This window comes from Nitrosospira sp. Is2 (assembly GCF_033095785.1).
Taxonomy (GTDB): domain Bacteria; phylum Pseudomonadota; class Gammaproteobacteria; order Burkholderiales; family Nitrosomonadaceae; genus Nitrosospira.
On the sequence record NZ_CP137134.1, the window covers coordinates 1,926,882 to 1,951,760 of the forward strand.

Annotated in this window: 26 protein-coding genes; 14 read left to right on the forward strand and 12 right to left on the reverse strand. The window is 52.7% G+C overall.

The features are described 5' to 3' along the window. Positions 1-157 precede the first annotated feature (157 nt). A complete protein-coding gene (locus tag R5L00_RS08450; protein WP_317650657.1) occupies positions 158-730 on the reverse strand; it encodes a peroxiredoxin family protein in 573 nt (190 codons plus the stop codon). Between the two features lie 169 nt (positions 731-899). Then, positions 900-1,496 (reverse strand): cytochrome P460 family protein, encoded by a 597-nt coding sequence (locus R5L00_RS08455; protein ID WP_317650660.1) that lies wholly within the window; start codon positions 1,494-1,496, stop codon positions 900-902. Between the two features lie 1,141 nt (positions 1,497-2,637). Between R5L00_RS08455 and coxB the strand changes: the two genes are divergently transcribed. The 5 genes from coxB (at position 2,638) to R5L00_RS08480 (ending at position 7,141) form a co-directional block, all read left to right on the forward strand. After that, complete coding sequence (gene coxB, locus R5L00_RS08460; protein WP_317650664.1) at positions 2,638-3,777, forward strand: cytochrome c oxidase subunit II; 1,140 nt, start codon at positions 2,638-2,640, stop codon at positions 3,775-3,777. Positions 3,778-3,792: 15 nt separating this feature from the next. Then, on the forward strand, positions 3,793-5,376 hold the full coding sequence (ctaD, locus tag R5L00_RS08465) for a cytochrome c oxidase subunit I (RefSeq protein ID WP_317650665.1): 1,584 nt from the start codon (positions 3,793-3,795) through the stop codon (positions 5,374-5,376). Positions 5,377-5,492: 116 nt separating this feature from the next. Then, positions 5,493-6,032, forward strand: a complete 540-nt coding sequence (locus R5L00_RS08470) for a cytochrome c oxidase assembly protein (RefSeq protein ID WP_317650666.1) — start codon at positions 5,493-5,495, stop codon at positions 6,030-6,032. Positions 6,033-6,095: 63 nt separating this feature from the next. After that, positions 6,096-6,257 (forward strand): DUF2970 domain-containing protein, encoded by a 162-nt coding sequence (locus R5L00_RS08475; RefSeq protein WP_317654151.1) that lies wholly within the window; start codon positions 6,096-6,098, stop codon positions 6,255-6,257. Between the two features lie 32 nt (positions 6,258-6,289). Beyond that, on the forward strand, positions 6,290-7,141 hold the full coding sequence (locus tag R5L00_RS08480) for a cytochrome c oxidase subunit 3 (RefSeq protein WP_317650667.1): 852 nt from the start codon (positions 6,290-6,292) through the stop codon (positions 7,139-7,141). Positions 7,142-7,162: 21 nt separating this feature from the next. On the opposite strand, the gene R5L00_RS08485 is transcribed toward R5L00_RS08480, so the two are convergent. Further along, positions 7,163-7,351 carry a twin transmembrane helix small protein gene (locus R5L00_RS08485; protein WP_107693912.1) on the reverse strand — a complete coding sequence of 63 codons (189 nt, stop codon included), beginning with the start codon at positions 7,349-7,351 and terminating at the stop codon, positions 7,163-7,165. Positions 7,352-7,413: 62 nt separating this feature from the next. On the opposite strand from R5L00_RS08485, the gene R5L00_RS08490 reads away from it, so the two are divergent. The 4 genes from R5L00_RS08490 (at position 7,414) to R5L00_RS08505 (ending at position 10,360) form a co-directional block, all read left to right on the forward strand. Further along, entirely contained in the window at positions 7,414-8,136 is a 723-nt protein-coding gene (locus tag R5L00_RS08490) for an SURF1 family protein (RefSeq protein WP_317650674.1), read from the forward strand. Then, positions 8,123-8,713: a hypothetical protein gene (locus R5L00_RS08495; protein WP_317650681.1), complete on the forward strand. Its 591-nt coding sequence runs from the start codon at positions 8,123-8,125 to the stop codon at positions 8,711-8,713. Before R5L00_RS08490 ends, R5L00_RS08495 begins: the two co-directional genes overlap by 14 nt. Positions 8,714-8,840: 127 nt before the next feature. Further along, entirely contained in the window at positions 8,841-9,737 is an 897-nt protein-coding gene (cyoE, locus tag R5L00_RS08500) for a heme o synthase (RefSeq protein ID WP_317650698.1), read from the forward strand. An 11-nt stretch (positions 9,738-9,748) separates the two neighbouring features. Then, positions 9,749-10,360 carry an SCO family protein gene (locus R5L00_RS08505; protein ID WP_317650701.1) on the forward strand — a complete coding sequence of 204 codons (612 nt, stop codon included), beginning with the start codon at positions 9,749-9,751 and terminating at the stop codon, positions 10,358-10,360. 53 nt (positions 10,361-10,413) lie between these two features. Here R5L00_RS08505 and R5L00_RS08510 read toward each other — a convergent pair whose 3' ends face one another. The 3 genes from R5L00_RS08510 to R5L00_RS08520 form a co-directional block, all read right to left on the reverse strand. Continuing rightward, positions 10,414-11,781 (reverse strand): FAD-binding oxidoreductase, encoded by a 1,368-nt coding sequence (locus R5L00_RS08510; protein WP_317650705.1) that lies wholly within the window; start codon positions 11,779-11,781, stop codon positions 10,414-10,416. 341 nt (positions 11,782-12,122) lie between these two features. After that, positions 12,123-12,707 (reverse strand): BON domain-containing protein, encoded by a 585-nt coding sequence (locus R5L00_RS08515; protein ID WP_317650711.1) that lies wholly within the window; start codon positions 12,705-12,707, stop codon positions 12,123-12,125. 58 nt (positions 12,708-12,765) lie between these two features. Beyond that, positions 12,766-13,137 carry a YraN family protein gene (locus R5L00_RS08520; protein ID WP_317650717.1) on the reverse strand — a complete coding sequence of 124 codons (372 nt, stop codon included), beginning with the start codon at positions 13,135-13,137 and terminating at the stop codon, positions 12,766-12,768. Between the two features lie 95 nt (positions 13,138-13,232). Here R5L00_RS08520 and rsmI point away from each other — a divergent pair, with 95 nt between their 5' ends. After that, positions 13,233-14,093 (forward strand): 16S rRNA (cytidine(1402)-2'-O)-methyltransferase, encoded by an 861-nt coding sequence (rsmI, locus tag R5L00_RS08525; RefSeq protein WP_317650719.1) that lies wholly within the window; start codon positions 13,233-13,235, stop codon positions 14,091-14,093. Between the two features lie 670 nt (positions 14,094-14,763). On the opposite strand, the gene smbP is transcribed toward rsmI, so the two are convergent. Beyond that, positions 14,764-15,153 carry a small metal-binding protein SmbP gene (gene smbP / locus R5L00_RS08530; protein ID WP_317650721.1) on the reverse strand — a complete coding sequence of 130 codons (390 nt, stop codon included), beginning with the start codon at positions 15,151-15,153 and terminating at the stop codon, positions 14,764-14,766. A gap of 405 nt (positions 15,154-15,558) precedes the next feature. Here smbP and R5L00_RS08535 point away from each other — a divergent pair, with 405 nt between their 5' ends. Then, a complete protein-coding gene (locus R5L00_RS08535; RefSeq protein ID WP_317650723.1) occupies positions 15,559-16,881 on the forward strand; it encodes a porin in 1,323 nt (440 codons plus the stop codon). Here the strand turns inward: R5L00_RS08535 and R5L00_RS08540 are convergent. Both R5L00_RS08540 and R5L00_RS08545 read right to left on the reverse strand, forming a co-directional pair. After that, positions 16,858-17,253 carry a hypothetical protein gene (locus tag R5L00_RS08540; RefSeq protein WP_317650725.1) on the reverse strand — a complete coding sequence of 132 codons (396 nt, stop codon included), beginning with the start codon at positions 17,251-17,253 and terminating at the stop codon, positions 16,858-16,860. The two genes, R5L00_RS08535 and R5L00_RS08540, sit on opposite strands and share 24 nt — an antisense overlap. 83 nt (positions 17,254-17,336) lie before the next feature. Next, complete coding sequence (locus R5L00_RS08545; RefSeq protein ID WP_317650731.1) at positions 17,337-17,762, reverse strand: hypothetical protein; 426 nt, start codon at positions 17,760-17,762, stop codon at positions 17,337-17,339. 376 nt (positions 17,763-18,138) lie between these two features. Between R5L00_RS08545 and R5L00_RS08550 the strand changes: the two genes are divergently transcribed. Both R5L00_RS08550 and sixA read left to right on the forward strand, forming a co-directional pair. Then, complete coding sequence (locus R5L00_RS08550; RefSeq protein WP_107693926.1) at positions 18,139-18,378, forward strand: thioredoxin; 240 nt, start codon at positions 18,139-18,141, stop codon at positions 18,376-18,378. 306 nt (positions 18,379-18,684) lie between these two features. Then, positions 18,685-19,137 carry a phosphohistidine phosphatase SixA gene (gene sixA / locus R5L00_RS08555; RefSeq protein ID WP_107693927.1) on the forward strand — a complete coding sequence of 151 codons (453 nt, stop codon included), beginning with the start codon at positions 18,685-18,687 and terminating at the stop codon, positions 19,135-19,137. Between the two features lie 92 nt (positions 19,138-19,229). Here the strand turns inward: sixA and R5L00_RS08560 are convergent, their stop codons facing one another. The 3 genes from R5L00_RS08560 to R5L00_RS08570 all read right to left on the reverse strand — a co-directional run bounded on the left by R5L00_RS08560 (position 19,230) and on the right by R5L00_RS08570 (position 22,472). Beyond that, the gene (locus tag R5L00_RS08560; RefSeq protein WP_317650741.1) at positions 19,230-20,117 is read right to left on the reverse strand and encodes a vitamin K epoxide reductase family protein; all 888 of its coding nucleotides are present in this window, start codon (positions 20,115-20,117) and stop codon (positions 19,230-19,232) included. 878 nt (positions 20,118-20,995) lie between these two features. Further along, entirely contained in the window at positions 20,996-21,481 is a 486-nt protein-coding gene (locus tag R5L00_RS08565) for an NAD(P)-dependent oxidoreductase (RefSeq protein ID WP_317654152.1), read from the reverse strand. Between the two features lie 487 nt (positions 21,482-21,968). Continuing rightward, complete coding sequence (locus R5L00_RS08570) at positions 21,969-22,472, reverse strand: PRC-barrel domain-containing protein (protein WP_317650742.1); 504 nt, start codon at positions 22,470-22,472, stop codon at positions 21,969-21,971. A gap of 486 nt (positions 22,473-22,958) precedes the next feature. On the opposite strand from R5L00_RS08570, the gene R5L00_RS08575 reads away from it, so the two are divergent. Then, on the forward strand, positions 22,959-24,857 hold the full coding sequence (locus tag R5L00_RS08575) for a potassium transporter Kup (RefSeq protein ID WP_317650746.1): 1,899 nt from the start codon (positions 22,959-22,961) through the stop codon (positions 24,855-24,857). Positions 24,858-24,879 lie beyond the last annotated feature (22 nt).

The window sequence follows — 24,879 nt, forward strand, 5'->3', positions numbered from 1 at the left end:
AGGTAGAGAGCAGCCAGCGGTTTGCTGCCGGAAGCGGTTGCTATGTTTCACGGCCGAAGCCTGCTGTTGCGGCGGTTTGGCATACGATCGATGCAGATCGCGGCTATTACATGACAAGGAGAACGCAACGGTTGAATCGCGTCCTCGTGCGAACCGCTCAGATGCTGCAACCGTCCTCGTCACATGCGGCATTTCCCGCATCCGTCCCCGGGTCTGCCGTCAGGTCCGGCGCTTCATCCACTTCTTCGGAAAGCAGCGCGCCAATGGAAAAGCCTACCGTCAGGTCGCTTACGTGACCGAATTTATGCAAGCGAATGCGCCCTCCCTTATCGATCAGAACAAGGCTTGGCGTTCCTTGCATTTGATAAGCGCGCATCGTGAGGGGTACACCTTGTGCCGGGCCATCGTACTTATCAATCCCGATAGGAAAGCGCAGTCTATATTCGTATACAAATACCTCAAGCGCGTCACGACCCATGACTTCATGATGTTCAAAAACAGTATGCATTCCGATCACCGCAACCCGGCTCGGATCGAATTCCTGGGATATTCGCTGTGCCTGGGGAATTCCCATCTGTACGCAACCCGGACAGAAAATCTGAAAGGTGTGCAACACAACCACTTTGCCGCGTAGCGAATCAAGGGATATAGGCTGAGGGGTATTAAGCCAGCCTGATGTCTGCAACTCGGGAGCCATGCTTGCCCTGAGGGCATCGTTGGTTTCCTTCATTCTGGTATCCTGAAAAGAAAAAGATGATGAAAAAAAGCACCCGGCCTTGAGCGGGTTGAGCATCAAGTCAGGTGCAGGTACCTAAGGCAGAGAAGGTCACGCGTTTTCGGAACTACCACGCCTACCACACGCGCAGGCTTCTCGCCCGTATCGTTCTTTCCCGTTCCTGTTATCTGGCCTTGCCCGCGGCTTTTGCCGCGCGCAGCACGGGATAATGTTGGGTGAAGACCATGTCTTCAGCGGCGTTGGCCTTGTGGCAGGCCGCGCAGGCGTCATCCCGCTGCGCCGCGGCGCTTGACTTATCATCAAAGCCGAAATAGGCCCAGTTGTTGGGCTTGTCTGCGAACCGCTTCTTGTCCTTGACTGTTGCCGCGATGCCGAGAAATTCCCCCTGGAAATACCCATTGCCACTTGCCGAGCTCTTCGTGCCAACGCTGGCCAGTTCCTTCACTATAATCGTGCCGCTCCGGAATACCCCGGTCTTTTTATAATGAGCCCAGCTAGCAGGATCGATGTAAACATTATGAAATTCCGGGAACGCGGGTTTCCCCTCATTCATGTCGTTCGGCGTGACCTGGGCGCCAACGAAAATCCATTCTCTGTAATCGGCCGGTCGAACCAGGTCGCCGAAGTTATTGAATATCGCATACTCCTTGCCCGGGTGGGAATCGCTATGATCGGAGGCCGTAGCCGTCTGCGCATGCGTCCCCGAGACCCCGGCCAGAAGCAGGGTTAAAAATGTTCCTTTTAAAACCTGTTGTTTCAACAATATTCCAACTCCCTAATTAATAACCGAAATCCCAGTAGTTTTATCATAGCGATGCCATAATAGACAAAACTCGGCCGTTTCGTCAAGGCGGTTTGCCCGGCGACTGCTACAGGCTTAACGGCACCGTCCTCGGAGCAAGGTCCGGGTGTTCTGGCTCAATTACTTGCGAACTTTCCCCGCTACTGAGCCAAAGGTTTTACCAATAAGGCTGCGAAATGCCTCAGAAATGCAGCAAAGCGCGCCCGGTTGTGTATCGCCTTGCGTCAGCGTGCGGTCGGGGCAAGTTCCAGCTGTTTTTCATGTCCGGTTGATCCGGTACCACCTGACTCCCCTGATCCTCTGAAACTGCATTCCAACGATACGAACGCCCGTTTACGGGGAGGCAAAACGGGACATGACATACGGTTAGTTTTTCTTTCCCGGGCGATTTTACCCATAATTCCATTAGGGTAAAATTACCACGTTTTCAAGAGGGAAAAATACCGCTTTTTAGAATAGGGGCATTATTAATTTTGATTAATAAAGATGGTGTTCTTTCTTGTACGGCTAATTTTGCTGTGATAGAATTCCGGCCTGTTTTGGTAGGGGGCCCACGGGTCAAATAACTAAAACGAATAACGAAGAAAAGAGGGAAAAACGGAAGCAGCCGAAGCTGTAAACGAGGACTAATAAGTGCCTGAATCGGGCGAGATATATGGGTTTCAGGCGAGTTCTGATTTTATGCGATTTGCGAGTTTTACCGGATTCAACAATCAGAGCGCATAAATAGGATTAATTGTGTCAGCGGATGTTGTAGTCGTGGTCTCCAACTTCGTATTACTTTTCGTGGATGGGGAATCCGATTTTTTAACTGTTGATGATGGTTGCGCATATTTTTTTTTTAGTTGAAACTTTGAACTTATTGAAATGCGTTTATTCTTAGCGTTTGGAATTCACATAAGCCCATAGAATAACACAATTAACGACATTCGCAACGTGGTTATTTTTTGCGCCTGACATGAGGAATGGCTGTGCCGGATCATGAGTTCGGGGGAAGCAGAGATAACCAGAAGTCAGTCAGTCCGTGAGAGCCGGTCAATATCGTGGATTTTGGATTTAGTGGCTCGTACTGTAATCAGTAATCAAGTTGGGGGGAAATATGAGCAGTAAAGCAGCAGCAAGAATAGTGGGGGTGGTGACGGCTGGGCTGTATAGCGGGCTGGGGATGGCTGCGAAGCCGGATCCCTACCAGTTGAACTTACCCGAACCGCAATCGATTATTGCGCAGCAGATATATGATCAGCACACTATGCTGTTATGGATCTGCCTGGCGATATTCATAGGTGTGTTCGGAACGATGTTTTACTCCGTATTGAAGCACCGCAAGTCGCTAGGTTTTCCGGCTGCAAACTTTCACCACAGCACCACGGTCGAGATTATCTGGACCATTATTCCAATCTTCATTTTGGTTGGCATGGCCTACCCCGCAACCAAGACCATCATTGCCATGAAAGACACCTCCAGTCCGGACATCACCATCAAGGCGACGGGATATCAATGGAAATGGGGCTATGACTACCTAACGGGCGAGGGAGAAGGAATCAGCTTTCTGAGCAGTCTTGCAACCCCGAAGGCGCAGATCGAGAATGCCGCGCCCAAGGGCGAGAATTACCTTCTGGAAGTTGACAACCGCGTGGTAGTGCCGGTAGGCAAAAAGGTACGTGTACTTCTGACTGCCAACGACGTGATCCACGCCTGGTGGGTGCCTGCACTAGGCGTCAAGCAGGACGCCATTCCCGGCTTCATCCGCGACGTCTGGTTCACGGCGGACAGGCCGGGTACCTATCGCGGGCAATGCGCTGAGCTGTGCGGCAAGGAGCACGGCTTCATGCCAATCATCGTGGAAGCGGTGGAACCGGCCAAGTATGCCCAGTGGGTGAGCGAGCAGAAGACCAAATTGGCGGCGGCGACGGTGGATGTCAACAAGGAATTCACGATGGATGAGTTGAAAGCCGAAGGCGAGAAGGTTTATGCCGCCAACTGTGTGGCTTGTCACCAGGCCAACGGCAAGGGTATCCCCGGCACGTTTGCGGCGCTGGATGGCTCAAAAATCGCGACGGGACCCAAGGCCGAGCATATTAATATCGTCATGAATGGCAAGACTGGCACGGCGATGGCGGCATTCAAGCACCTGTCGGACGTGCAAATCGCGGCGGTGGTCACCTATGAGCGCAATGCCTGGGGCAATACGGCAGGCGATCTGGTGCAACCATCCGAAATCAACCAGTTAAGAAAATAGCATCAGGAGGAAATCATGGCAGCAGTAGATCACGATATAGGACACCACGACGACCACGACCATCATCCGACTGGTTTGATGCGATGGGTTGGCGCCACCAACCACAAAGATATTGGCACGATGTACCTGTGGTTCAGCTTCATCATGTTCCTTAGCGGGGGTGTGATGGCGCTGACCATTCGCGCAGAGCTGTTTCAGCCGGGGTTGCAGATTGTTCAACCCGAGTTTTTCAACCAGTTGACTACTATGCATGGCCTTGTGATGGTGTTCGGAGCCATTATGCCGGCCTTTGTCGGATTTGCGAACTGGCAGGTTCCGATGATGGTCGGCGCGCCGGACATGGCCTTCGCGCGCATGAACAACTGGAGTTTCTGGCTGTTGCCGCCAGCGGCGCTGCTGCTGATGAGCTCATTCTTTGTACCTGGGGGCGCCCCAGCAGGCGGCTGGACGATTTATCCGCCATTGTCTGTACAAATGGGCATGGGCATGGATATGGCCATCTTTGCGCTCCACATAATGGGTGCTTCCTCCATCATGGGCTCAATCAACATCATCACCACCATTCTCAACCTTCGGGCGCCGGGAATGACCCTGATGAAAATGCCCTTGTTCGTCTGGACCTGGCTGATCACCGCCTATCTGCTGGTCATGGTGATGCCGGTACTGGCCGGAGCGGTGACCATGCTGCTGACGGACCGCAATTTTGGTACCAACTTCTTTAATGCGGCTGGCGGCGGCGACCCGGTGATGTTCCAGCACATATTCTGGTTCTTCGGTCACCCGGAAGTCTACATCATGATCCTGCCGGCATTTGGCATTGTGTCGGAAATTATCCCCACGTTTGCCCGCAAACCATTGTTTGGATATTCGTCAATGGTTTACGCTACCGCGTCCATCGCAATTCTGTCCTGTATTGTCTGGGCACATCACATGTTCACCGCGGGCATGCCAGTGACTGGCCAGCTATTTTTCATGTACGCCACCATGTTGATTGCGGTGCCGACCGGCGTGAAGGTGTTCAACTGGACTGCAACCATGTGGCGCGGTTCCATGACCTTTGAGACCCCTATGCTGTTTGCCATCGGTTTCATCTTCCTGTTTACCCTCGGCGGCTTCAGCGGGGTGATATGCGCGATCGTGCCGATCGATATTCAGGTACAGGACACCTACTATGTAATCGCTCATTTTCACTATGTGCTGGTATCGGGCGCCCTGTTCTCGATCTTCGGTGGGGTTTACTACTGGATACCGAAATGGACCGGGCACATGTATGACGAGACCCTGGGCAAGTGGCATTTCTGGTTGTCGATGTTCTTCTTCAACCTCACCTTCTTTGTCCAGCACTTCCTGGGCCTGGCAGGTATGCCGCGCCGAATTCCCGACTATGCGTTGCAATTTGCCGATTTCAATATGATTTCCAGTATCGGCGCCTTCGGCTTCGGGTTTACTCAGCTCCTGTTCCTCTACGTTGTTTTGAAGTGCATCCGCGGCGGCGCGAAAGCACCAGCCAAGCCGTGGGAAGGAGCCAAAACGCTCGAATGGACACTGCCGTCGCCCGCTCCGTATCACAGCTTTACAACCCCTCCAATTGTTAAGTAGCAAGGGTTGATAATGTCCAACGACACAGAAAGAAGGCGCAGAGCGATCAAAACCGCCCTCTTTCTGTTCGCGATCGTGACGGCAATATTTGTGGGTGTTCTCGTAAAGAACTGGAAATGAATACAGTTCACGCCAACTCGGTAATACTAAAGAAGCTATTGATTTTTACCTTAGTGATGTTTGGCTTTGGTTTTGCGTTGGTGCCGTTTTACGAAAAGATCTGTGAAGTAACGGGTATCAATAATTTATTGCAGGCAGATACGTTAACGGAAGAAGTCAAGGTTGATACTGCCCGCTGGGTAACGGTGGACCTGGACGCAAATACCCGCGGATTACCCTGGGACTTCAAGCCGCTTCAACGCAACATACGCGTGCATCCAGGCGAACTGGTTGAGGTTATGTACGAGGTAAAGAATAACTCGAACCGCGAGATCAACGGTCAGGCGATACCCAGCTACAGTCCGCAATTGCTTGCCAAGCATCTGAAAAAGCTGGAATGTTTTTGTTTCAGCAAACAGGTATTAAAGCCAAATGAGACGAGGCAGATGCCGGTTCAATTCATGATTGAACCGACCCTGCCCGCTGATTTCAATACAGTGACCATTTCGTACACATTTTTTGAACTTGGGAGTGATCGAGCCGCAAGTGATGGGTAACCGAGCAAGTCAACGTTGAAAGACGACGAGGAAAAACCGCCCAAAGCAACATTTTTTCAAGCAATGAAGGCAGTCTCTTGGGCTTTTTTTGGAGTCCGGAAACAGAGCGATCACGACCGCGACGCAGCGACGCTGACAATGGGACAGGTAATAATCGCGGGAATAATCGGTGCGGCCCTGTTTGTTCTAGCTGTGTTTTTGCTCGTTAAGTTTGTAACACGTTAAAGATTATTTAAATCATTCGCAGGAGAAATAGCATGAGCCAAGAAGGGGGTCACTATTACGTTCCAGCGCCGTCACCCTGGCCTATCACAGGGTCGATTGCGCTGTTGTTTATGGGTTTCGGTGCGGCATTTTCGGTTAACAAACTTCCGCTGGGATACGGATTGCTGGCGATAGGATTCGCCATACTCATCTACATGATGTTCGGCTGGTTTGGCGTTGTAGCTCGCGAAAGTGAGGGAGGGGTGTATAACCAGCAGGTGGACAAGTCTTTCCGCTGGGGGATGAGTTGGTTCATCTTTTCCGAGGTCATGTTCTTTGCCGCCTTCTTCGGCGCCCTGTTTTACATGCGCGTGTATTCGATTCCCTGGTTATCCGATCTGGAGCATAAAATCCTCTGGCCGGACTTCACCGGCGATTGGCCCACGGCCGGTCCGGGCATCAGCGAGAAGTTCATGCCGATGGGCCCCTGGGGACTTCCGGCAATCAATACCCTCATACTGCTGACATCTGGCGTAACTGTCACTTGGGCGCACTGGGCATTGAAGCTGAACAAGCGCGGGCAACTCAAGCTGGGGCTGTTTCTCACCTTCGCGTTGGGGTTTCTGTTCGTCGGCCTGCAGGCATATGAATACGGTCATGCATATTCAGACCTCAACCTCAAGCTGACCACCGGAGCGTATGGCGCATCGTTTTACATGTTGACGGGCTTTCATGGCTTCCATGTGACGCTGGGCTCCATCATGTTGCTGGTCATCTGGTGTCGGGTAATGGCTGGTCACTTTACCCCAGAGAACCACTTTGGTTTCGAGGGTGTCGCATGGTATTGGCACTTCGTTGATGTGGTCTGGCTGGGACTGTTTATTTTTGTGTACTGGCTCATATAGAAATTCAAGCCACTACCCCTGCTAAAGCGTTATGAAACCCATATAGGTTCCCAGCATTAGCAGGGTAAACAGAAGAAGCGACAGGCTGATGCGAAGGGTGAGGGACTTTACGGCGCGGGTACCATGCCCCTTGTCTTTCACCATATAGTACAAGGCCGATGCCAAGCTGCCGAGTATGAGGAATAGAAACAGTACGGCTGCGATTTTCACGATATATTCCTGTAATTATCGGGGTCTGGAATTAAGTTTAGCTGAGTTCTGCATACTATCCAATGACTATTTCAGGCTGGCGGTTCAAGCCGCGATTATGGTCAACAGTAGTCGCGGCGGTTGTCATCACGATCATGGTACAACTTGGCAACTGGCAACTTTCGCGCGCCCAGGAAAAGGACTCCAGACAGGAACGGCTGGATCGGCTTTCGCAGGAACCCGCAGTTGCACTCCCTCCCGTGGAGGTGAAACTTGAGGATTTTCAATATCGTCAAGTGGAGGCGCGCGGGGAATATGTGCCGGGACTTACTATTTACCTCGATAACAAGATTTATAAGGGTGTGGCTGGTTACCATATCATCACCCCGCTAAGAATAGGCACAAGCTCCATGCATGTCCTGGTTAATCGAGGTTGGGCGCCTGCAGATCGAGATCGAAGCAAGTTGCCCGAGGTACATACGCCCCCCGGACCGGTAATTGTCTCCGGTATTGCAACAACGGCAATGCAGAAAACGCTCGAATTGTCTCAGGACATGATATCCGGAAGGGTCTGGGAAAATCTTGATCTCAACCGATATCGCGGTGCGACGGGGCTGGCGCTGCAGCCTGTAATGATCCTGCAAAAGGACGACGTGCAGGACGGTCTGGTTCGGCAGTGGCCGCGTCCGGATTCAGGCTCTGCGAAAAATCTGGGGTATGCCGTTCAGTGGTTTGCGATGGCTTTGGCTGTATTGATAATTTACTTGGTGTTAAGTGGCAAACGACAGCGGTTTGAAAAAAAATAGACGCACACTGATTTTACTGTTCATCCTGTTGTGCGCGCCTATTATCGCATCCTATACGCTTCATTTTCTTGGTGTTCGGCCTGGTGATACCGTTAACTATGGAGAACTGCTTCAGGTCAAGCCGTTGGCTGGCTCAGCTTTGAATCAGGCTGATCAAACTATTTTTCGCGTCCGCCAGCTTCGTGGGAAGTGGGTGATGGTGATGGTGGATTCCGGGAAATGCGATGACCAGTGTCAGAAAAAATTGTATTACATGCGTCAGGTGCGCTTAACACAACACAAGGAAAAAGATCGATTGGAAAGGTTATGGCTGATCGATGACGGGGAAGCTCCGGCGCCCGAACTTGTGAAGGAGTTCGATGGAATGGTGCTGATCAATGCGAAGGGCAGCGATCTGCTCCCGGAAATTCCGGCTGTCGGTTCCCAACATGATCATATTTACCTCGTCGATCCGATCGGAAATCTCATGATGCGTTTTCCAAAAAATCCCGATCCCGCTCAGATGGCGAAAGATATTAAGCGCTTGCTGAAAGTTTCTCAACTTGAGCATGCAATGGGAACCGATCAAAAACACTAGACCTTCCGAAACGAGCGCATTGCCTAAGGAATTGGGGATTAACGCAATAATCCGAGTTTCAGTTTTCGACCGCCGCCTAAAAACGGGTTAAACACAGGCTAAGCCTGTATTGAATTAGGAGAAGGTTATGGCTACTACTAGTATCGCCTGGCAGGAAACCGCTTCGCGGGTGCAGCAGTTTTACCGCTTGACCAAGCCCAGGGTTGTTTCCCTCATCGTGTTCACCGCGTTTATCGGCATGTTTCTTTCGGTGCCGGGCGCTGTACCGCTTAACGCGCTGATATTCGGAACGATTGGAATCGCCCTGGTAGCAGGCGCGGCGGCGGCCGTAAATTGTCTGGTGGAGCAGAAAATTGATGCCGTCATGGCGCGCACGCGTGGCAGGCCACTGCCGCGCGGCCAGGTAACCTCCCCCGAGACGCTTTTTTTTCTGGCGCTGATCGGTGGAAGCGGGCTGCTGATGCTTCATCAGTTGGTGAACCCGCTAACAATGTGGCTGACACTCGGTACTTTTGTCGGTTATGCGATCATATATACTGTGATACTTAAGCCGATGACGCCGCAAAACATCGTTATTGGCGGCGCTTCAGGCGCTATGCCGCCTGTTTTGGGATGGGCTGCGGTAACGGGAGAAGTAACCGCCGACGCGTTGCTTTTATTTCTCATCATTTTTGCATGGACGCCACCTCATTTCTGGGCATTGGCGCTGTACCGCAAGCTCGAATACGCTAAAGTAGGCATGCCGATGCTTCCGGTTACTCATGGCGAGAAGTATACCCGGTTGCAGGTTCTGCTCTATACCCTGATACTCATTGCCGTAACATTGATGCCATACGCGACGCAGATGAGCGGGCTCATCTATCTCGCCGGCGCAGCGGTTCTGGATGGCATATTTCTCTACTACGCTCTGAGAATCTACCTGAATTACAGTGATGAGATCGCCAAAAAAGCATTTCGCTATTCCATCGTTTATTTGGCGGCACTGTTTGTGGTATTGCTTGTTGACCACTACATCCGTTTTTAACTCGTGGCGCTATGGCGCTTCGTAGAGTCAACATCGCGGCGGCCAGTGCCGCCGCGCTTGTTCTGCTGGGTTGCCTGTTAGCAGCATGTAACAATACTGCCAAAACAGTTTTTCTTTCAACGGATATTACCGGCGCCAACTTCGGTGCTGATTTCAAGCTCGCCGACCATTCGGGCGCCATTCGAACGTTAGCGGATTTCAAGGGTAAGGCGGTCGTAATATTTTTTGGCTACACTAATTGCCCGGACGCGTGCCCAACGACAATGGCGAATATTGCTGCGGCCATGCGCAGACTCGGTGATGATGCCAAGCGGGTCCAGGTGCTATTCGTTACCATAGATCCTGAACACGACACACCAGAACTCCTCAGGCAGTACGTCTCGAGTTTTGATCCCACGTTCCTCGGCCTATCGGGCGACATCGAAACTACAAAGAAAACCGCCGGCGAATTCAAAACGTTTTATCAGAAGCAAATGGCCGCAATGCCAGAGCATCACAGCGTCGACCATTCAACCGGTACGTATATTTACGATCCCAACGGACGCCTGCGGCTCTATGTAACGAACGAAAAAGGGGCGGACGTTTTGGCTCATGACCTCACGGAGCTATTAAGGTCTGGCTAAAAGACCTACCCCTCCACAGGGCCCACGTGGAGATCATCTCGGCTTATTTTGCCCTAAGGAAACAGTTTCCCCGGATTGAGGATGTTGTTGGGATCAAATACTTTCTTGATTCCCTTCATAATCGCTAGTGTTGGCGGATCGATTTCTTTTTCGATGTACGCCCGTTTTTCGCTGCCCACGCCATGTTCTCCTGACAAGGTGCCGTTAAGGCGGATTACAAGATCAAATATCTCATTCAAGCACCGATCCGCCCGCGTCAATTCATCGGAAGACTCCGGGTTCACGAGAAGATTGACGTGAATATTACCGTTGCCGGCATGACCAAAGTTAACATTTGCAACGCTGTACTTGGAACTTAGCTGTTTCAATCCATCAAGGAAAACGGGTAATGCGGAAACCGGAACAACCACGTCCTCATTGATTTTTTTAGGCGCAATATCGCGCAACAGCGGGGACAATGCCTTGCGCGCAGCCCACAAGGAAGCCGCGTCCTGGACCTCTTCGCCTTGAATCAACTCCTTATCACGACAGGCCTGCAGAACCGCAATGCGGGATTCGGCAATGGATTGCTCCGACCCGTCGACCTCTATCATGAGCATTGCAGCAGCCGCGGCTGGCACCATATCCGGAAAGTGGCCGCGTATTAGCTGGAGTGATCCGGCATCCAGAAATTCAAGCGCGCTAGGCGTTTGGGGGAGCGCCATCACGCGGACGATCGCCGCGGCACAGCTCGATAGATCCGCAAAAAATGCCGTCACGCCGGCCCGCGCCTGAGGGAGGGGCGTCAGCTTGAGCGTCGCCTCGGTGATGACCGCCAAGGTCCCTTCGGATCCTATCAGCAGTCGCGTAAGGTCGTAACCCACCACACCTTTGGTCGTATAGCACCCTGTTCTGATCATTTCCCCACCGCCTGTTACGCCCCTAAGTCCCAGCACATGATCCCTCGTCGTACCATATTTCACGGCGTGAGGCCCGCCTGCAGACGTTGCTAGGTTCCCCCCTATACTTGAGTAGGCCGCGCTCGATGGATCCGGAGGCCAAAAAAAACCAAAAGGCCGTGCCGCCTCCTGTATAGACTCGTTCAGGACGCCCGGTTCCGCCACAATTACGCGATTGGCTGGATCGACCGCGATGATCCGCAACATGCGTTCGAGGGACAAAGCAATCCCCCCTCGCTCGGGCAGGCTGCCCCCCGCCGTGCCTGTTCCGCGTCCACGGGGGGTAACCGGAACCTTATACTGATTGCAAAGCGACAAAACGGCCTGCACCTCCAAGTGAGTGACCGGAAATACAACCGAATCGGGAGGAAAAAATTTGCGGCTGTTGTCATACGCGTAGGCAAAACAGTCGACCGGGTCGGTAAATACCCGGTCCGTCGGGATCAAGCTGCGTAGCCGCGCGACAAAATCAGGCGAGAGCATGGGGCATCCAAACAACAAGAGAAAAGACGTTGGTAACCGCTTTAATGGCCTGAAAGAACCGCGGATGAGCGCTCATTGCCCGTGCATTTGAGTTCTTGCAACAACCGACAAAATCGCGGCCGCCAACTAAGTGAACCACGCCGCGTCTCACCAATTCGCCTTATCGGCATCCACGGGTTCCGAAAGCATTTAACTAGCATCCCATCAACGGCTACAGCCTCAACCAGCACACCGGCTGAGATGAACCGCCTCTCCGACAACGGCATTTGTCTCAGCAGAGTGTTGGGCTTAACTGACTATCACCGACGATCGCTGGAGGGCCGTCCACGGGCGGTAGCAAATCAGTTAATGTATTCAAATACTTTCACGACCTTGCGTACCCCGCTGGTGGACCTTGCGATATCCACTGCGCTCCCGGCTTCATCAACCGTTACAATCCCAAGCAGGTAAACTACGCTGTCCTCGGTCACGACTTTCACATGGTTAATCTGGAACCTCCCTCCATCCATGAAACGGCCTTTGACCTTAGACGTAATTAGCGCATCGTTGCTGCGCGAGGTAAAAGAGCTCGCCGGCCCCACCGTAATCTCATTCGTTACGGCACGCACGTGATCCACATCCCGAACCAGTTGTTCAATCTCTTTTTTTGCACTCTCGGACGGTACCTCGCCCGTCAGAAGTACATTACGGTTAAAGCTCGTAACATTGACATGTACATTACTTCCCATTTTTTCGCTAATGCGACGGTCGCTCTTTAACTCAATTCCCTGATCCTCGACGAACATACCGCCAGTACGTCGATCCTGAGATACCGCCACCCCCGTCCCAACACCCGCTACCCCGGTTGCGACCAACAGGGCACAGCCGGAAAAAAAAGGCAACAGCAGCAAGAGTAAAAGCGTCGGTTTCCGATATAAATTCTGCATTAAACCCCTCATGGATAACTCGCACATAAAAACAATGTTTCTCCCCCATCCTGGCGCATTACTCGCCAAACTCGCCAAAAGCGTCCTTGACCCACTCGATTTGCTCGCCCTCGCGACCGGACAATAACACCGCGTCGAACCGGCATGAGGGCTCGACCCTCAGCGAGGCAAGATAGTGCCGCGCGGTGCGAACTATTCTTTCCCGCTTCAACCCCGTAATGCTGCTTGCTGCACCACCAAAAAACTCGCTCGCGCGCATCCGAACCTCGACGAACACCAGCGCTGCCCCGTCGCGCATGATAAGATCAATTTCGCCAAAACGGCAGCGGTAGTTTCGTTGAAGCAATACAAGACCATGCTGCTTGAGAAACTCCTCGGCACACCTCTCAGCATCGCTACCGGTCAATCCAGCAACCTCCTTAGTGCCCACGCGCAACCTTAAACTGAGAAAACCGGCGCAGAGGAAGGGGCAAAAAAACGTATTTTACCGCAACCCGGGCCCCAGCCATAAGCTGAACCTCAATAATGCATCCAGCTGACACAATTACGCCGGCGACCCTATATATTGTAGCCACGCCGATTGGCAATCTGCGCGACATTACGCTGCGCGGCCTGGATGTGCTCGCGGCCATCGACGTGGTCGCCGCCGAGGATACCCGCACTACACGCCACTTGCTGGCACATTTTTCGATCACAAAACAAATGATTGCCGTGCATCAGCACAACGAGATGAGGGCTGCCGAAAGGGTTGTCAATCTGCTTGGTACCGGGAAGACAGTAGCGTTCGTTACTGACGCGGGCACCCCGGGAATTTCAGATCCTGGGGCGACGCTGGTAAAGTTCGTGCGGGAGAAAGGATACAACGTAGTGCCCGTCCCGGGCGCCAGCGCCGCAATATGTGCGCTATCGGCATCCGGCATTCACGCGCCGCGCTTCCTTTTCTATGGCTTCCTGCCCGCCAGTCCCGGACCGAGGCGGAGGGAACTGGAAGAGCTTAAATTATATCCACACAGCGTAGTTTTTTACGAAGCGCCCCACAGAATACTTGAGTCCGTCTCTGACCTCGCCGATGTGTTCGGCGCACATCGTCAGCTCGCAATCGGGCGGGAATTGACGAAATTATTCGAAAGCATTCATACCTGTACTCTCGGCGACGCCGTCGCCTGGCTCCAGGCTGATCCCAACCGTCAGAGAGGCGAGTTCGTTCTCATTCTTTCCGGCGCCGAGGCTGCTACAGACCGCGAACTGAGTGACCAGACTCTACGCACCTTAAAGCTGTTACTAAAAGATTTACCATTAAAACAGGCAGTGAAAGTTGCGGCAGAGATCAGCGGACAGAGCAAAAACAAAATATATTCAGTCGCACTAACCCTTAAGCCCGATTAGCTTAAGAGAATGCAGACAAGGCGCCAATTCTATAACTCCTTAATTCCGGAGCGTGTTTTCACAAACGGAGAGGAGCTAGCGCGTGACTGCCACCGCCACTGCGACAAAGGGGTTAGACGCACAAGTCACGGATTCAATCATTGCATGATGGAAGCGGGTAACCAGGCCAGCGCACTGCTTTTCTCCAACCATAAAACCTTTGCTCCGTAAGCCGCTCCGGCGACTCAGCTCCCTCCACCGGCGCCCCACCCTCAGCTTCCTTCAGTACTGCAACGATCTGCTCCACAGCAAACGGTTTTTCTTCATGCAAGACTCCTTTCTTTAAAGGCAAGTTTCGCGGAACAACATTGTCGCCCGCTACATTTTTGCAGAGTCGATCACAATAGACTGCAATGCATTAATGCAGCCAATCCATGAGCGCATGCCGGTAATCGTGCGGCCCGGTTTCCCTGATGATCGTGGGCTATGCGGTCGAATAGGCGCAGCTGCGGGAACAAGGGCTGGATGAACCTGCCGACGGTGCAAACGCTCCACCCTCAGCGCTAAGCTGGTTGCTGCTCGAGCGCAGCGCCAGCCCCGATAGCTGTTGGTGGACCAGGGCAGAATTCTTGTGGGAGTGTAGCCACGATGGTCAGTCAATCATAGCCCGCCAATTCAGGCCGCTCCCCATTCATTTTGCGTGCTCTTTCTCCCTTAAATGATCGGAGGCCCGTTCCAGAGCTTCGACCGCTTGCTGGGAATGCCCTTCCTTGGCTTCATCAATGGCAAGGTCCATTTCCTCGAAGACTTCCCTGTCGTGTTCTGATTTTCCATGCTCTCCATAAATAGGCTTTTGGAGGTGGGTATAAGGATGCTCTTTATTCTGTTCTATCAATTCCTTTTTGGCTTCTTCGGTATGGCTGACCACGCCTTGAGCGCTGCCTTCTTTACCGCTTCTAATGGCCTCTTCCAGATGCTCAAAAGTCTTTTGGCTGTGGTCATCTGCATATGCGATGCCAAGGTCTGCAGCAAAAGCAGCCAGAACGGCCGCCACGTTAATAGCATACACAATCATTTTCATTTACTACTCGTGATGGATTATTGGGCGCTGCCGATCTTATGATTGAGTTCGATAATCGCCTGCAACACCCCGCAATATGTTATCGCGATGGTGGCCTTAGCATTGACCAGATGCCGGTACGCAGAGGCTCTGGCTAAATCACATAGCAACAAACTCAACTGTAAAAACCCTTAAGCGATCAGCGTTTTTTTTTTCGCTCTCCAGAGGCATGATTCGGTTACACCATGCCGTACAACCCAGAAATAGACGACCGGCTTTATAAAAACCAATCGGCATCGAGCAATTGACGTCGGAAAGCTTACGCACAAATTTGCTCATTCCAGAGAAAGCCGAGGTGCTCCGATATGACTATCTCGAACTGCAGGGTCGATCTTTATGTTACCAGCCTTTCAAAGGATTAGATAAATGAACAGCACAGCAATAAACAAAACCGAGGCGTTGTTTGCGGCGATAAGTCTCCTATTGTTCGCCAGTTTCAATGTAAGTGATGTGCATGCCAACAACTTAACCAACCTGTTCAAGGAAAGCGGTTTCGAATTGGGCGGCTGGATCAACGGTGGCATTACCTATAACGCAAATAACCCGTCGGATGGATTCAATGGAACCGTTACTTTCGCCGATCGGGCCAACCGATTCCAGTTAAACCAGTTCAATTTATTTTTACAGCGGCCGGTGGTTTCCACAGGCAAAGAATGGGACATTGGAGGCCGCTTCGATTTTCTGTTTGGCACGGACGCCATTTATGCTCAGGCTTTCGGCGTTTCCGCATTCGATGAGAATACCGGCGCACCGACCGACAGGGGCGAGTGGGATCTTAATTTGTGCTGTAAATCGACCCGCACCTATGGCATAGCCCTTCCACAGGCTTATGTGGAGGCTTACGTGCCCCTTGGTAACGGCCTCAATATTAAGGCGGGACATTTCTATACGCCACTTGGTTATGAAACCGTTCCTGCTCCCGATAACTTTTTCTATACCCGTGCTTATATCCTTAACAGCGGCGAGCCCTTTACGCATACGGGATTGATGGCGAATTATTCCGTCAACCAAAACTGGTCGGTTATAAGTGCCGCAACCACGGGCAGCGCAACCGGGGGTTGGGACGGCGGATTTGATAAACAGCTGAACAATTGGGGCGCATTAGGTGCCCTCCTTTGGAGCAGTGACGATAAAAGAAGCTCGGCCACCGTTGGTGGCACATACGGCCGCACAGCAACAAATGACCCCTGGCTCATGTATAGCGTTGTGCTGCAGCATCGGATCACCCCCCGAACCCATATGGTCGTGCACCATACGCACGGCTGGGCGGCTAATATCAATCTGCCCGGGGGGATTCAGAATGCGGAATGGTATAGCATCAACACACACTTAACCTATGACCTTCTCCCTGACCTGTCCATCGGCGTACGTGCGGAGCGGTTTAATGATCGAGATGGCTGGCGTGTCTTTTCACCCTACCGCATACTTTCCGCGCTTAACAACAGGGGCGTCAGTTACGCAGGAAACGTCCCTTTCATCAGCGCGCCCGCCGATTACTATGCGGTCACGCTAGGGATGAACTGGAAACCCGCCAAGCGGTTGCGGATTGACTGGAAGTCAATGCAAAAGGTGAATATTCGCCCTAACATCCGTTACGATCGGGCCGATGGCATCGATATGGCTTTCCGGCCGTTTGATGGTAGAAAGGATCAGTTTCTATTCTCCCTAGACGCTACAATCCCGTTCTAACCTAAAATACTGCCCCAGCCTTTGCCTGGGTGAAGCCACGTGGTCCTTGGCGGGCAGATAGCGCTCCGTAATCTCACTCTTAAGTTCGGAGGAAAACGCATAGGGCTCCAGGAAAACAGCCCAGTGCTTGCGTTGCTTCATCTTCAGATAAGAATTTCCCAGCAAGAGAAAAAGTACCAGAATAAAAATCACCGGCCAAATACGGCCTGTTGAGAGAAAGGACATCAAGGACGCGTACAACGTAAAGCCAATAGTTGCAGAAAGGAACAGCCAGCACGCCAAAGGTACTTCGAACGAATGCTCGTTGTGTCTACCCAAAACCGGGGTCAACCCAGTCTTGCCATTTGTAGAAATGTCTTCTAGTACGTTCATGATTTCCTGTCCCGCTGCGATTAGCATCTAATTGGTAATAAGCTATTACAGCCAGCATTTCCGAATCGTCTACCGAGAGTCGGCTACAGTCCACTTAGCGCATCAGGAGTCCGAGCTTCGGCGGAAACAGGACTGTCTTTTAGCCTTGCAGCGATCTGTCGATGCATCGTGGCAGCTTGCAGGTTTTTCCTGACAGCCTTCTCGTAATTGCGGATTAATGCTTGGGTGTGCGATTTCAGGTCCTGAGCCTGCCTGCCAAAAAGATAACTTTTATCCTCGTAGTGTTCTAGCAGTTCCATTTTTTCCGCTAACTTTGCCTGCAATTCCGTTGCGGCATCTTCATATTGCTTTGCCACGGCCTCATGATCGCTTTGCGTAATGGCGCTCTCGGCTGCCGCGCGAATCTCAGCAGCTCCGACCGGTTGCGACGCCACCGCAAAAGGGCTCAGCGAAGCAAGCAAGCCTGCCATCGATAACGCAGCCATGATATTCGCTAAATTTGTCTTCATGATCGCAATAATCCAAATGGGATACGGGTAGTTTCGTCCTAATCCAGCTAATGCAACCGGCATATTAGGGAAAGTCTGGTTTTATACTAGGGAAATCTATTAGCGATAGAAACGTATAAACATCGCCGCAACCTAAGACACAGCTTACCAACCCCTCCGTACTTTGTCAACTTTTATATGTGTAAAGTATCGAATCAACGAACCCTTGCAGCTGGCGCGCCGCTTTCTCGCCACCCAGATACTCCGCAGGGAAGCCAATTGTCTGCTGGCGCAAGGGGAGGGCTGCGTTTATAATCTCGCTGTCGCGCTTCCGGCTAACCGTTTGCGCGGCGTGGGTAGGCCCCACCGACATTTTCATTTTATTGGAGAGAGATTTATGAAAACAACCGCTACCTTTTATCACGCTGGCTGTCCCGTGTGTGTGGACGCCGAGCGGCAGATTGCAGATGCTTTAGACCCGGACCGTTACGACGTTGAACTTGTTCATCTTGGCGAACAAAAGGACCGGATTTCTGACGCTGAAGCCGCTGGCGTAAAATCCGTCCCAGCGCTGGTAATCAATGGAGCGCCTTTCCATATCAATTTCGGCGCGCCGATGTCCGCGCTGAAGTCTTAATCGCAGAAATGGCGGGCGAGATGCCCGCCGTTCCACATCCTCCCCTTTCAGGTCCGATCGTTACAGTAGAGCGGAAAATTCCTCTCGCCCCATTCCCAACCCTTCGAACCTCTAAAAACCCGAACCCCAACGCAACAATTAACCCGAATTCGGGTTTATAGTAATCCCCGCCGCTGATTCCCGAAACTCCTGCGTAGTATGATTTCACCCCCATGCTGGCCCGCAGACGAGCAGGGTCCTTTTATACTCTATAATGAATATGTTCAGATTGGAACAGCTGCTTCACTTCAACTACGTGGGGGAAAGGTGGAACTCATTTTATGGCGGCATGCCGAGGCTGAGGAGGGTGCGCCCGATAGTTCTCGTAAACTCACCGGCAAGGGGAAAAAGCAGGCGCAGCTCATGGCTGAATGGCTCAAACCCAGGTTACCTGAGCATACTCGCTTGATTGTCAGCCCGGCCACGCGGGCCCAGCAGACCGCCACGGCGTTGAGTAACCAATTTGAGACGCTTAAGGAAATTGGGCCGGGCGCGCATCCAAAAGCGCTCCTGGCTGCGGCCGGCTGGCCCGAGGGCAAAGGCGCGGTCCTGATCGTGGGCCACCAACCAACGCTCGGAGAAGTCGCTGCCCTACTCATGTCTGGATCGCCCCAAGGCTGGAGTATGCGAAAGGGCGCTGTGTGGTGGTTCAGTCACAAACAAAAGGAATTATCAGCGGAATTGCTGCTGCGCTCGGTCATATCGCCTGATCTGGTATGACGGACAACGACCGCCCCGCACGATCTTGTCGGCTGACGGGGCCCATGCTATTTTTTGGCATCAACAATCAGGATGAATCGATCGCAGGCGCCCTAACGACTTTCAATGGGGCCACGGGGCAGCGCGAGCAGAATCAGTAGCACACCGCAGATAACGCTCGCAGTTGCAGCAAGACTGGAATAACCCGTTAACAGGATAGGCGCCGCAATCAGCCAAGCTCCCAAGGGGACGTTGGCGAAACGAAGCGGGCGTCCCACTTCGCTCAATGCCATGATCGAAAACGTCACTACAAGCAATCCGATCACATGATCGCTGTCCGCAGCAGCCCCAGCTGTACCAAAGGTGACGCGCGAGAACATCAACGTGATGGCGATAGCAATGCTTGCGGCCATGGTCCATGTAAAACGAATGCCGGTCCGCAGTATCTGGCGCAACACGGCTGTAAACGATCCGCCAAATTCATTCGCCTCGTCCATGCTGCCAGCTTCCATGGTGTCTCCATGCCATAAGACATGCCAAATAGATTTGCCCTGCCGCCGTCGGTCTTTTAGAAACTGCAGCGTGGCAAGAATTTCATCGAACGAATAGGGTATCTGGAGCAGCATTGCCAACGACGCGACAAGGCACAAGGTACACCAAGTACCGATTACAATAGGCTGGATAATAATAAAGAAAATGCTAACCACACCCAGCGGTACGATCAATATTCCAAAAAACAGAACTACCCGCGGCATGGTGCGCCAACGCCGCTTATCCCCGATGACACCGGTTACGATTTCCAACGCATAGACTGCGGCGCCTAACCCCGCATCAGCGACGGGCCATGCTTCAGACACCTCCGAAGTAATGATCTTCGCGGTTCCATCGCCAAAGAACGGATCCCAGACGGAATCTATATGACCCAGTTGAAAGGCGGCCATACAGCGGGAGATGAGGAGCCCTACAACCGCAAGCGCCACGATCGGTATTCGATTAATCATACCCGACGGAGTGTAACTCCAGCCAGGCGGGATATCAGGCCCTGTCATGCGTGCAAGAGGACTGACGCCGGGCGGTGGAGAAATCACTACCGCAAACAATATAACGAGTATACCCACGAGCGTGTCGATGGCGTACGTCGCGGCGCTCGTTGTCCAGAAGAAAAGGGGGGCAAAAAACAGCCAGACTCCAGTAGGGCCGTTATCCAGCGCGCCCAGCCGTAGTCACGCGCGATCGAAAGGCAAGCGAAGAGAATGATTAACAGTCCGGTAACGACATCATTCGCCGTCATCCACGTGTCCAACAGAGGCAGGCGGCGCTGAGTTGGAGATGCCATGGCTCCGGATTCCATCCAGTTTTCGGCGAGCCCAAAAGTAAACGGACTCGATAGCAACCATAACCCAAGTCCTATGTTGGCGAAGTGACACCACAGCGTTTGCCGATGTTCATCAAGCTCTTTCTTATTACTCTGTGCAATCAGGAGCGTAGTGGGAACAGCACTTTTTTCGATATCCTCAAGCCATCGAGGCGGCGGAATTTTATTACGGATGTACCACGCCTCGGGGCTGCGTTTCAGATGTTCCGTAATCTCCGGTAACGTCTCGCGTAACGTATGCGCTGGTCTCCAATGGAGAAGTCGCCTCGCGCGCGAATATCCAGTTCAAAGTGATCATCCAATAACGCCACCATGAAAGGTTTTACGAATGGTTCGGTCCCCGATCTATTACATTGGGGATAACATCTTCCATTTTGTTCTGCAGCCAGGCGCCCGCCACGGCGACCGTTTTTGGTACCTGATGGGTGGGCCAAGGTTCGGCGTAAATGAGCTGCCCGATCAAGTTCTGTAGTCCTTCATAGCTTTCTGTTCGCGGTTCACCGATCAATAGCTGGCTTCCTGGGGCAATTGCGAGCGCTTATCAACAGCAAGGCGAAATGCGTGCGCGACGTCATCCATATGTACAAACGCTTGACCATGGGATGGATTGCCAGGGAATACATGGCTTTGCAGCTGGCGCTCGTAAATGCGTTGAATCTGGGTACTCAATGACGGAACTTCCCCCCATTCGGTATACACCCCCGCTAATCGCATTATTACAAATGGAACGCAGCCGTGATGAATGCTTACCTCAGTTTCTGCTACGGCTTTGGATTCGGGATAAGGCCATTTAGGCTCCAAGGCTCCATCTTCCGTTATAGGCAAGCCCGGCGCGGTCGGAGCATGCACCAGCATCGTGCTGGCATAAATGAACTGCTCGACGTCAAACGCTTGAAGTGACTTCAGGAGTCGCCACGTTCCCTTTACGTTGACTTCTTCATGCAGGGGATTTGGCGTATCGGAGAAGTCGTAAAACGCCGCCAGGTGAATGACCTATGAAATTCGGGACCCGTAGCCATGGCGTAATTGCTCGCACGCTCTGGACATGGCTTCGTCAGATGAGATGTCGACAGCAATGCAGTTTGCGTCGGTGTCACATTTCTGCTCGAAACCGACAACTATATAGTCATCGCCCAGCTCTGCCGCAATTGCCTTACCGATTCTGCCTTCCGAACCAGTGATAAGAGCGAGGGGTTTCTCCGTAAGCATCCCACTGACCTTAACCGGCGGATGCGTTCAGCAACCCATGTTTTAACACTTCGTTTGATATGCGTGTCACGTGTGGCTTCCCCTCAGTAGCTCATGTCCGGCTCCGCCCCCGCAATGGATAGAGGCTACGCCCGTTCACGAAGAACTCTGGGATTAAGCAGCCACGAGGAGGCGCCAACGCCGTCAAGCGACGGCACTATTCTGAACCGAAATCCGAGATATCTCGTCCGATTCTCCCCGGCCCGATCACGCCGAAACGCCCAAGGAATTACCAGACTCGCCCGGAATTGGGATTGGCCGTCTGCGTGATGGTGTAGGGGGTGTCCTCATATGGGGTGTCCGGCGTGTCCTCGGGTTGCGTCGCAGGTTCTGTGTAGGATTTGGTTCCGTAAAAGGAATGAATCGTGTTCTGCCAGCTTAGGTCCGTCATGTCGGGCCAGTTATCCTTGGCAAAGCCGGGAGCAGTTTCGAGGCGCTCCTTATCCACATTGAGAATGAATCGCTTGTTCTCGGTATCCAGCTTCAGCGCACTCCACGGCACCGCAAAGAGCTTCTCGCCCACGCCCAACAAGCCGCCGAAGGACAACACGGCGTAGGCAACTTTGCCGCTATCCATTTCCAGCATGATTTCCTCGATGTCACCCAAATCTTCGTGCTTATGATTGTACACATCCTCCCCAATGAGCGTGCCGGCGCCCATCAGGCGGGGCCCTGGCCCCTTCTTGTCGTAGCGTTTGTACATGCCATAAAGATCGCGATTTTCGTAGCTCATGACCGTTTCCCCCAAGAGTAAATGCCAAAATAGTTCAGGGCACGCCGCCGATTCATCTCACAATTCCAAGACGCGCCGATCCGACAAGAATAGGGCCGATGACGATCGCAATCAGTACGGTAACCCACACAAACGGAACATTGCAGTCGCATGTTTCACCAGAATCCCATGTCCAATACGCATAAGTGCTTACGCGCAATAGCGGTAGGAATTGTGCTGCTGGACCCGCGGAGTATCCCTTTGTGTCATTGTTAAATGGGTCGTGTACAATATCTTACGTGCTGTCCGATTGCTGGGTCGGCAAAGCACGCCCGCACACGGGCATCGAGGGAGTGCGGTGCGAAGGCATAAACTCCCGGATTTCCTGAACAGAACAGCCCGCCACCGAACGTTACGGTCTCGGTGATTTCATGGGCCTTCTTCCTCTATGTATTATCTTTCCTTGTCATTCCGCAGCAAGATAAACTTGCCAATTCCTGGACGATCATGACGACCCAAGACACGGAGCTGGAATCGGGCGTGGGCCACCAATCTCTCGGCTTATTAAGCTTGGCTGCGCTGGGCGTGGTCTATGGGGATATCGGAACAAGTCCGCTGTATGTAATGAAGACTGTTTTCGATCCGGTCCGCGGACTTGCTGTCAACGAAGCCAACGTCATCGGCGTCATCTCGCTCATTTTTTGGGCGCTCATGATTGTGGTGTCTGTCAAGTACATCAGCTTGATCCTGCGCGCAGACAACCGTGGCGAGGGCGGCATCATGGCGTTGTTATCACTCGCAAGTTCGTCGGTCCCCAGCCGTCCGCGTTTGCGCAGCGGCCTCTTTCTCATCGGCGGGTTTGGTGCAGCCCTCTTCTACGGCGACGGAGTCATAACCCCCGCCATCTCTGTCCTAAGCGCGGTAGAAGGGCTGGAGGTGGCGACGCCGCTCCTCCAGCCGTACGTGCTGCCAATTACACTAGCCGTACTGATCGCGCTATTCCTCGTGCAACAGCGTGGTACAGGGGGGATCGGCGCAGTATTCGGGCCGGTGATGTTGATATGGTTTAGCACGTTGGGTCTCGCCGGACTGGCAAACATCACCCTCGCGCCCGGGATATTGGAGGCATTTAGCCCATTGCAGGCTCTTGCATTTTGCATGAATAACGGATGGCTCGCGTTTGTTGCCTTCAGCGGTGTAGTGCTCGCGGTTACAGGGGGAGAGGCGCTCTATGCCGACATGGGACACTTTGGCGCGAAACCCATTCGCCTGGCGTGGTATGTGTGCGTCCTTCCCGCGCTGACGCTGAATTATCTCGGGCAGGGGGCGCTCCTGCTGGCGAATCCGTCAGCCATTTCAAATCCGTTTTATCTATTGTTTCCCTCGTGGGCGCTGTACCCCGCGGTAGGATTAGCCACTGCCGCCACCGTTATCGCCTCGCAAGCAGTAATCTCGGGCGTTTTTTCCGTAACCAAGCAGGCAATCCAGCTTGGATTTCTACCGCGTATGCAGATCAGGCACACTTCAGACCGGAGGATAGGTCAGATATACATCCCCTTCGTCAACTGGACTCTGCTCGCAGCCGTGACGATGGCTGTAGTGGGGTTTGGTTCCTCGTCCAGTCTGGCGTCGGCATACGGCGTTGCCGTCACTACCACCATGGTGATAGAAACCATACTGACGTTTTTCGTTTTGCGCTATGCCTGGAACTACCCTTTGATTCTGAGTCTATTAGCGACCGGATTTTTTTTGACGATCGATACCGCGTTTTTCGCTGCCACCATGCTTAAAATCGCGCAGGGCGGCTGGTTTCCCCTTGCGATCGGCGCCGTTATCTTTTTTGTCATGGCAACCTGGAACCGCGGGCGTCAAATTCTGGTGGAGCACTTGCGTTCGGCTGCCATACCGCTCCTGCCATTCCTGGAATCACTGATTGCACATCCGCCTGCGCGCGTATCCGGAACGTCGATTTTTCTGACCGCAAATCCGGAAGGAGTGCCCCATGCGTTACTACATAACCTGGCGCATAATCAGGTCTTGCATGAGCGCGTGGTGTTCCTGACCGTGAGTTACCTTGAAACACCGCGGGTTCCTGAAGAAGAGCGCGTCTCAGTAAAATCACTGCCAGGAAACTGTTACCAGATAACGGTCCAATACGGCTTCAAGGATGAACCCAACTTACCTGCTGTGCTTGAAAAGTGCCAGCGATATGGACTTGAGTTCGAGCCGTTGAAAACATCTTTCTTTCTTAGCCGTGAAATTGTGGTCCCATGTCCTGGGGGCGGGATGGCGCTGTGGCGGGAGCGGCTTTTCGCAACAATGGCGCGCAATGCCAGCAATGCCGCAGAATACTTCAAGTTACCCGCAAATCGGGTTCTTGAATTGGGTGCGCGGGTCGAAATTTAAACCGATTCTGGGCTGGCTACCT

Excerpts from the sequence above, each read along its gene's own strand:
- R5L00_RS08510 (WP_317650705.1), bottom strand. The coding sequence starts at position 11,781 with ATGCTCTCGCCTGATTTTGTCGCGCGGCTACGCAGCTTGATCCCGACG.
- R5L00_RS08515 (WP_317650711.1), bottom strand. The coding sequence starts at position 12,707 with ATGCAGAATTTATATCGGAAACCGACGCTTTTACTCTTGCTGCTGTTG.
- R5L00_RS08475 (WP_317654151.1), top strand. The coding sequence starts at position 6,096 with ATGAAGGCAGTCTCTTGGGCTTTTTTTGGAGTCCGGAAACAGAGCGAT.
- R5L00_RS08575 (WP_317650746.1), top strand. The coding sequence starts at position 22,959 with ATGACGACCCAAGACACGGAGCTGGAATCGGGCGTGGGCCACCAATCT.
- R5L00_RS08540 (WP_317650725.1), bottom strand. The coding sequence starts at position 17,253 with ATGAACGTACTAGAAGACATTTCTACAAATGGCAAGACTGGGTTGACC.
- R5L00_RS08490 (WP_317650674.1), top strand. The coding sequence starts at position 7,414 with ATGACTATTTCAGGCTGGCGGTTCAAGCCGCGATTATGGTCAACAGTA.
- R5L00_RS08570 (WP_317650742.1), bottom strand. The coding sequence starts at position 22,472 with ATGAGCTACGAAAATCGCGATCTTTATGGCATGTACAAACGCTACGAC.
- R5L00_RS08480 (WP_317650667.1), top strand. The coding sequence starts at position 6,290 with ATGAGCCAAGAAGGGGGTCACTATTACGTTCCAGCGCCGTCACCCTGG.
- R5L00_RS08550 (WP_107693926.1), top strand. The coding sequence starts at position 18,139 with ATGAAAACAACCGCTACCTTTTATCACGCTGGCTGTCCCGTGTGTGTG.
- R5L00_RS08535 (WP_317650723.1), top strand. The coding sequence starts at position 15,559 with ATGAACAGCACAGCAATAAACAAAACCGAGGCGTTGTTTGCGGCGATA.
- R5L00_RS08450 (WP_317650657.1), bottom strand. The coding sequence starts at position 730 with ATGAAGGAAACCAACGATGCCCTCAGGGCAAGCATGGCTCCCGAGTTG.
- smbP (WP_317650721.1), bottom strand. The coding sequence starts at position 15,153 with ATGAAAATGATTGTGTATGCTATTAACGTGGCGGCCGTTCTGGCTGCT.
- R5L00_RS08545 (WP_317650731.1), bottom strand. The coding sequence starts at position 17,762 with ATGAAGACAAATTTAGCGAATATCATGGCTGCGTTATCGATGGCAGGC.
- R5L00_RS08470 (WP_317650666.1), top strand. The coding sequence starts at position 5,493 with ATGAATACAGTTCACGCCAACTCGGTAATACTAAAGAAGCTATTGATT.
- rsmI (WP_317650719.1), top strand. The coding sequence starts at position 13,233 with ATGCATCCAGCTGACACAATTACGCCGGCGACCCTATATATTGTAGCC.
- R5L00_RS08560 (WP_317650741.1), bottom strand. The coding sequence starts at position 20,117 with ATGATTAATCGAATACCGATCGTGGCGCTTGCGGTTGTAGGGCTCCTC.
- R5L00_RS08505 (WP_317650701.1), top strand. The coding sequence starts at position 9,749 with ATGGCGCTTCGTAGAGTCAACATCGCGGCGGCCAGTGCCGCCGCGCTT.
- coxB (WP_317650664.1), top strand. The coding sequence starts at position 2,638 with ATGAGCAGTAAAGCAGCAGCAAGAATAGTGGGGGTGGTGACGGCTGGG.
- ctaD (WP_317650665.1), top strand. The coding sequence starts at position 3,793 with ATGGCAGCAGTAGATCACGATATAGGACACCACGACGACCACGACCAT.
- cyoE (WP_317650698.1), top strand. The coding sequence starts at position 8,841 with ATGGCTACTACTAGTATCGCCTGGCAGGAAACCGCTTCGCGGGTGCAG.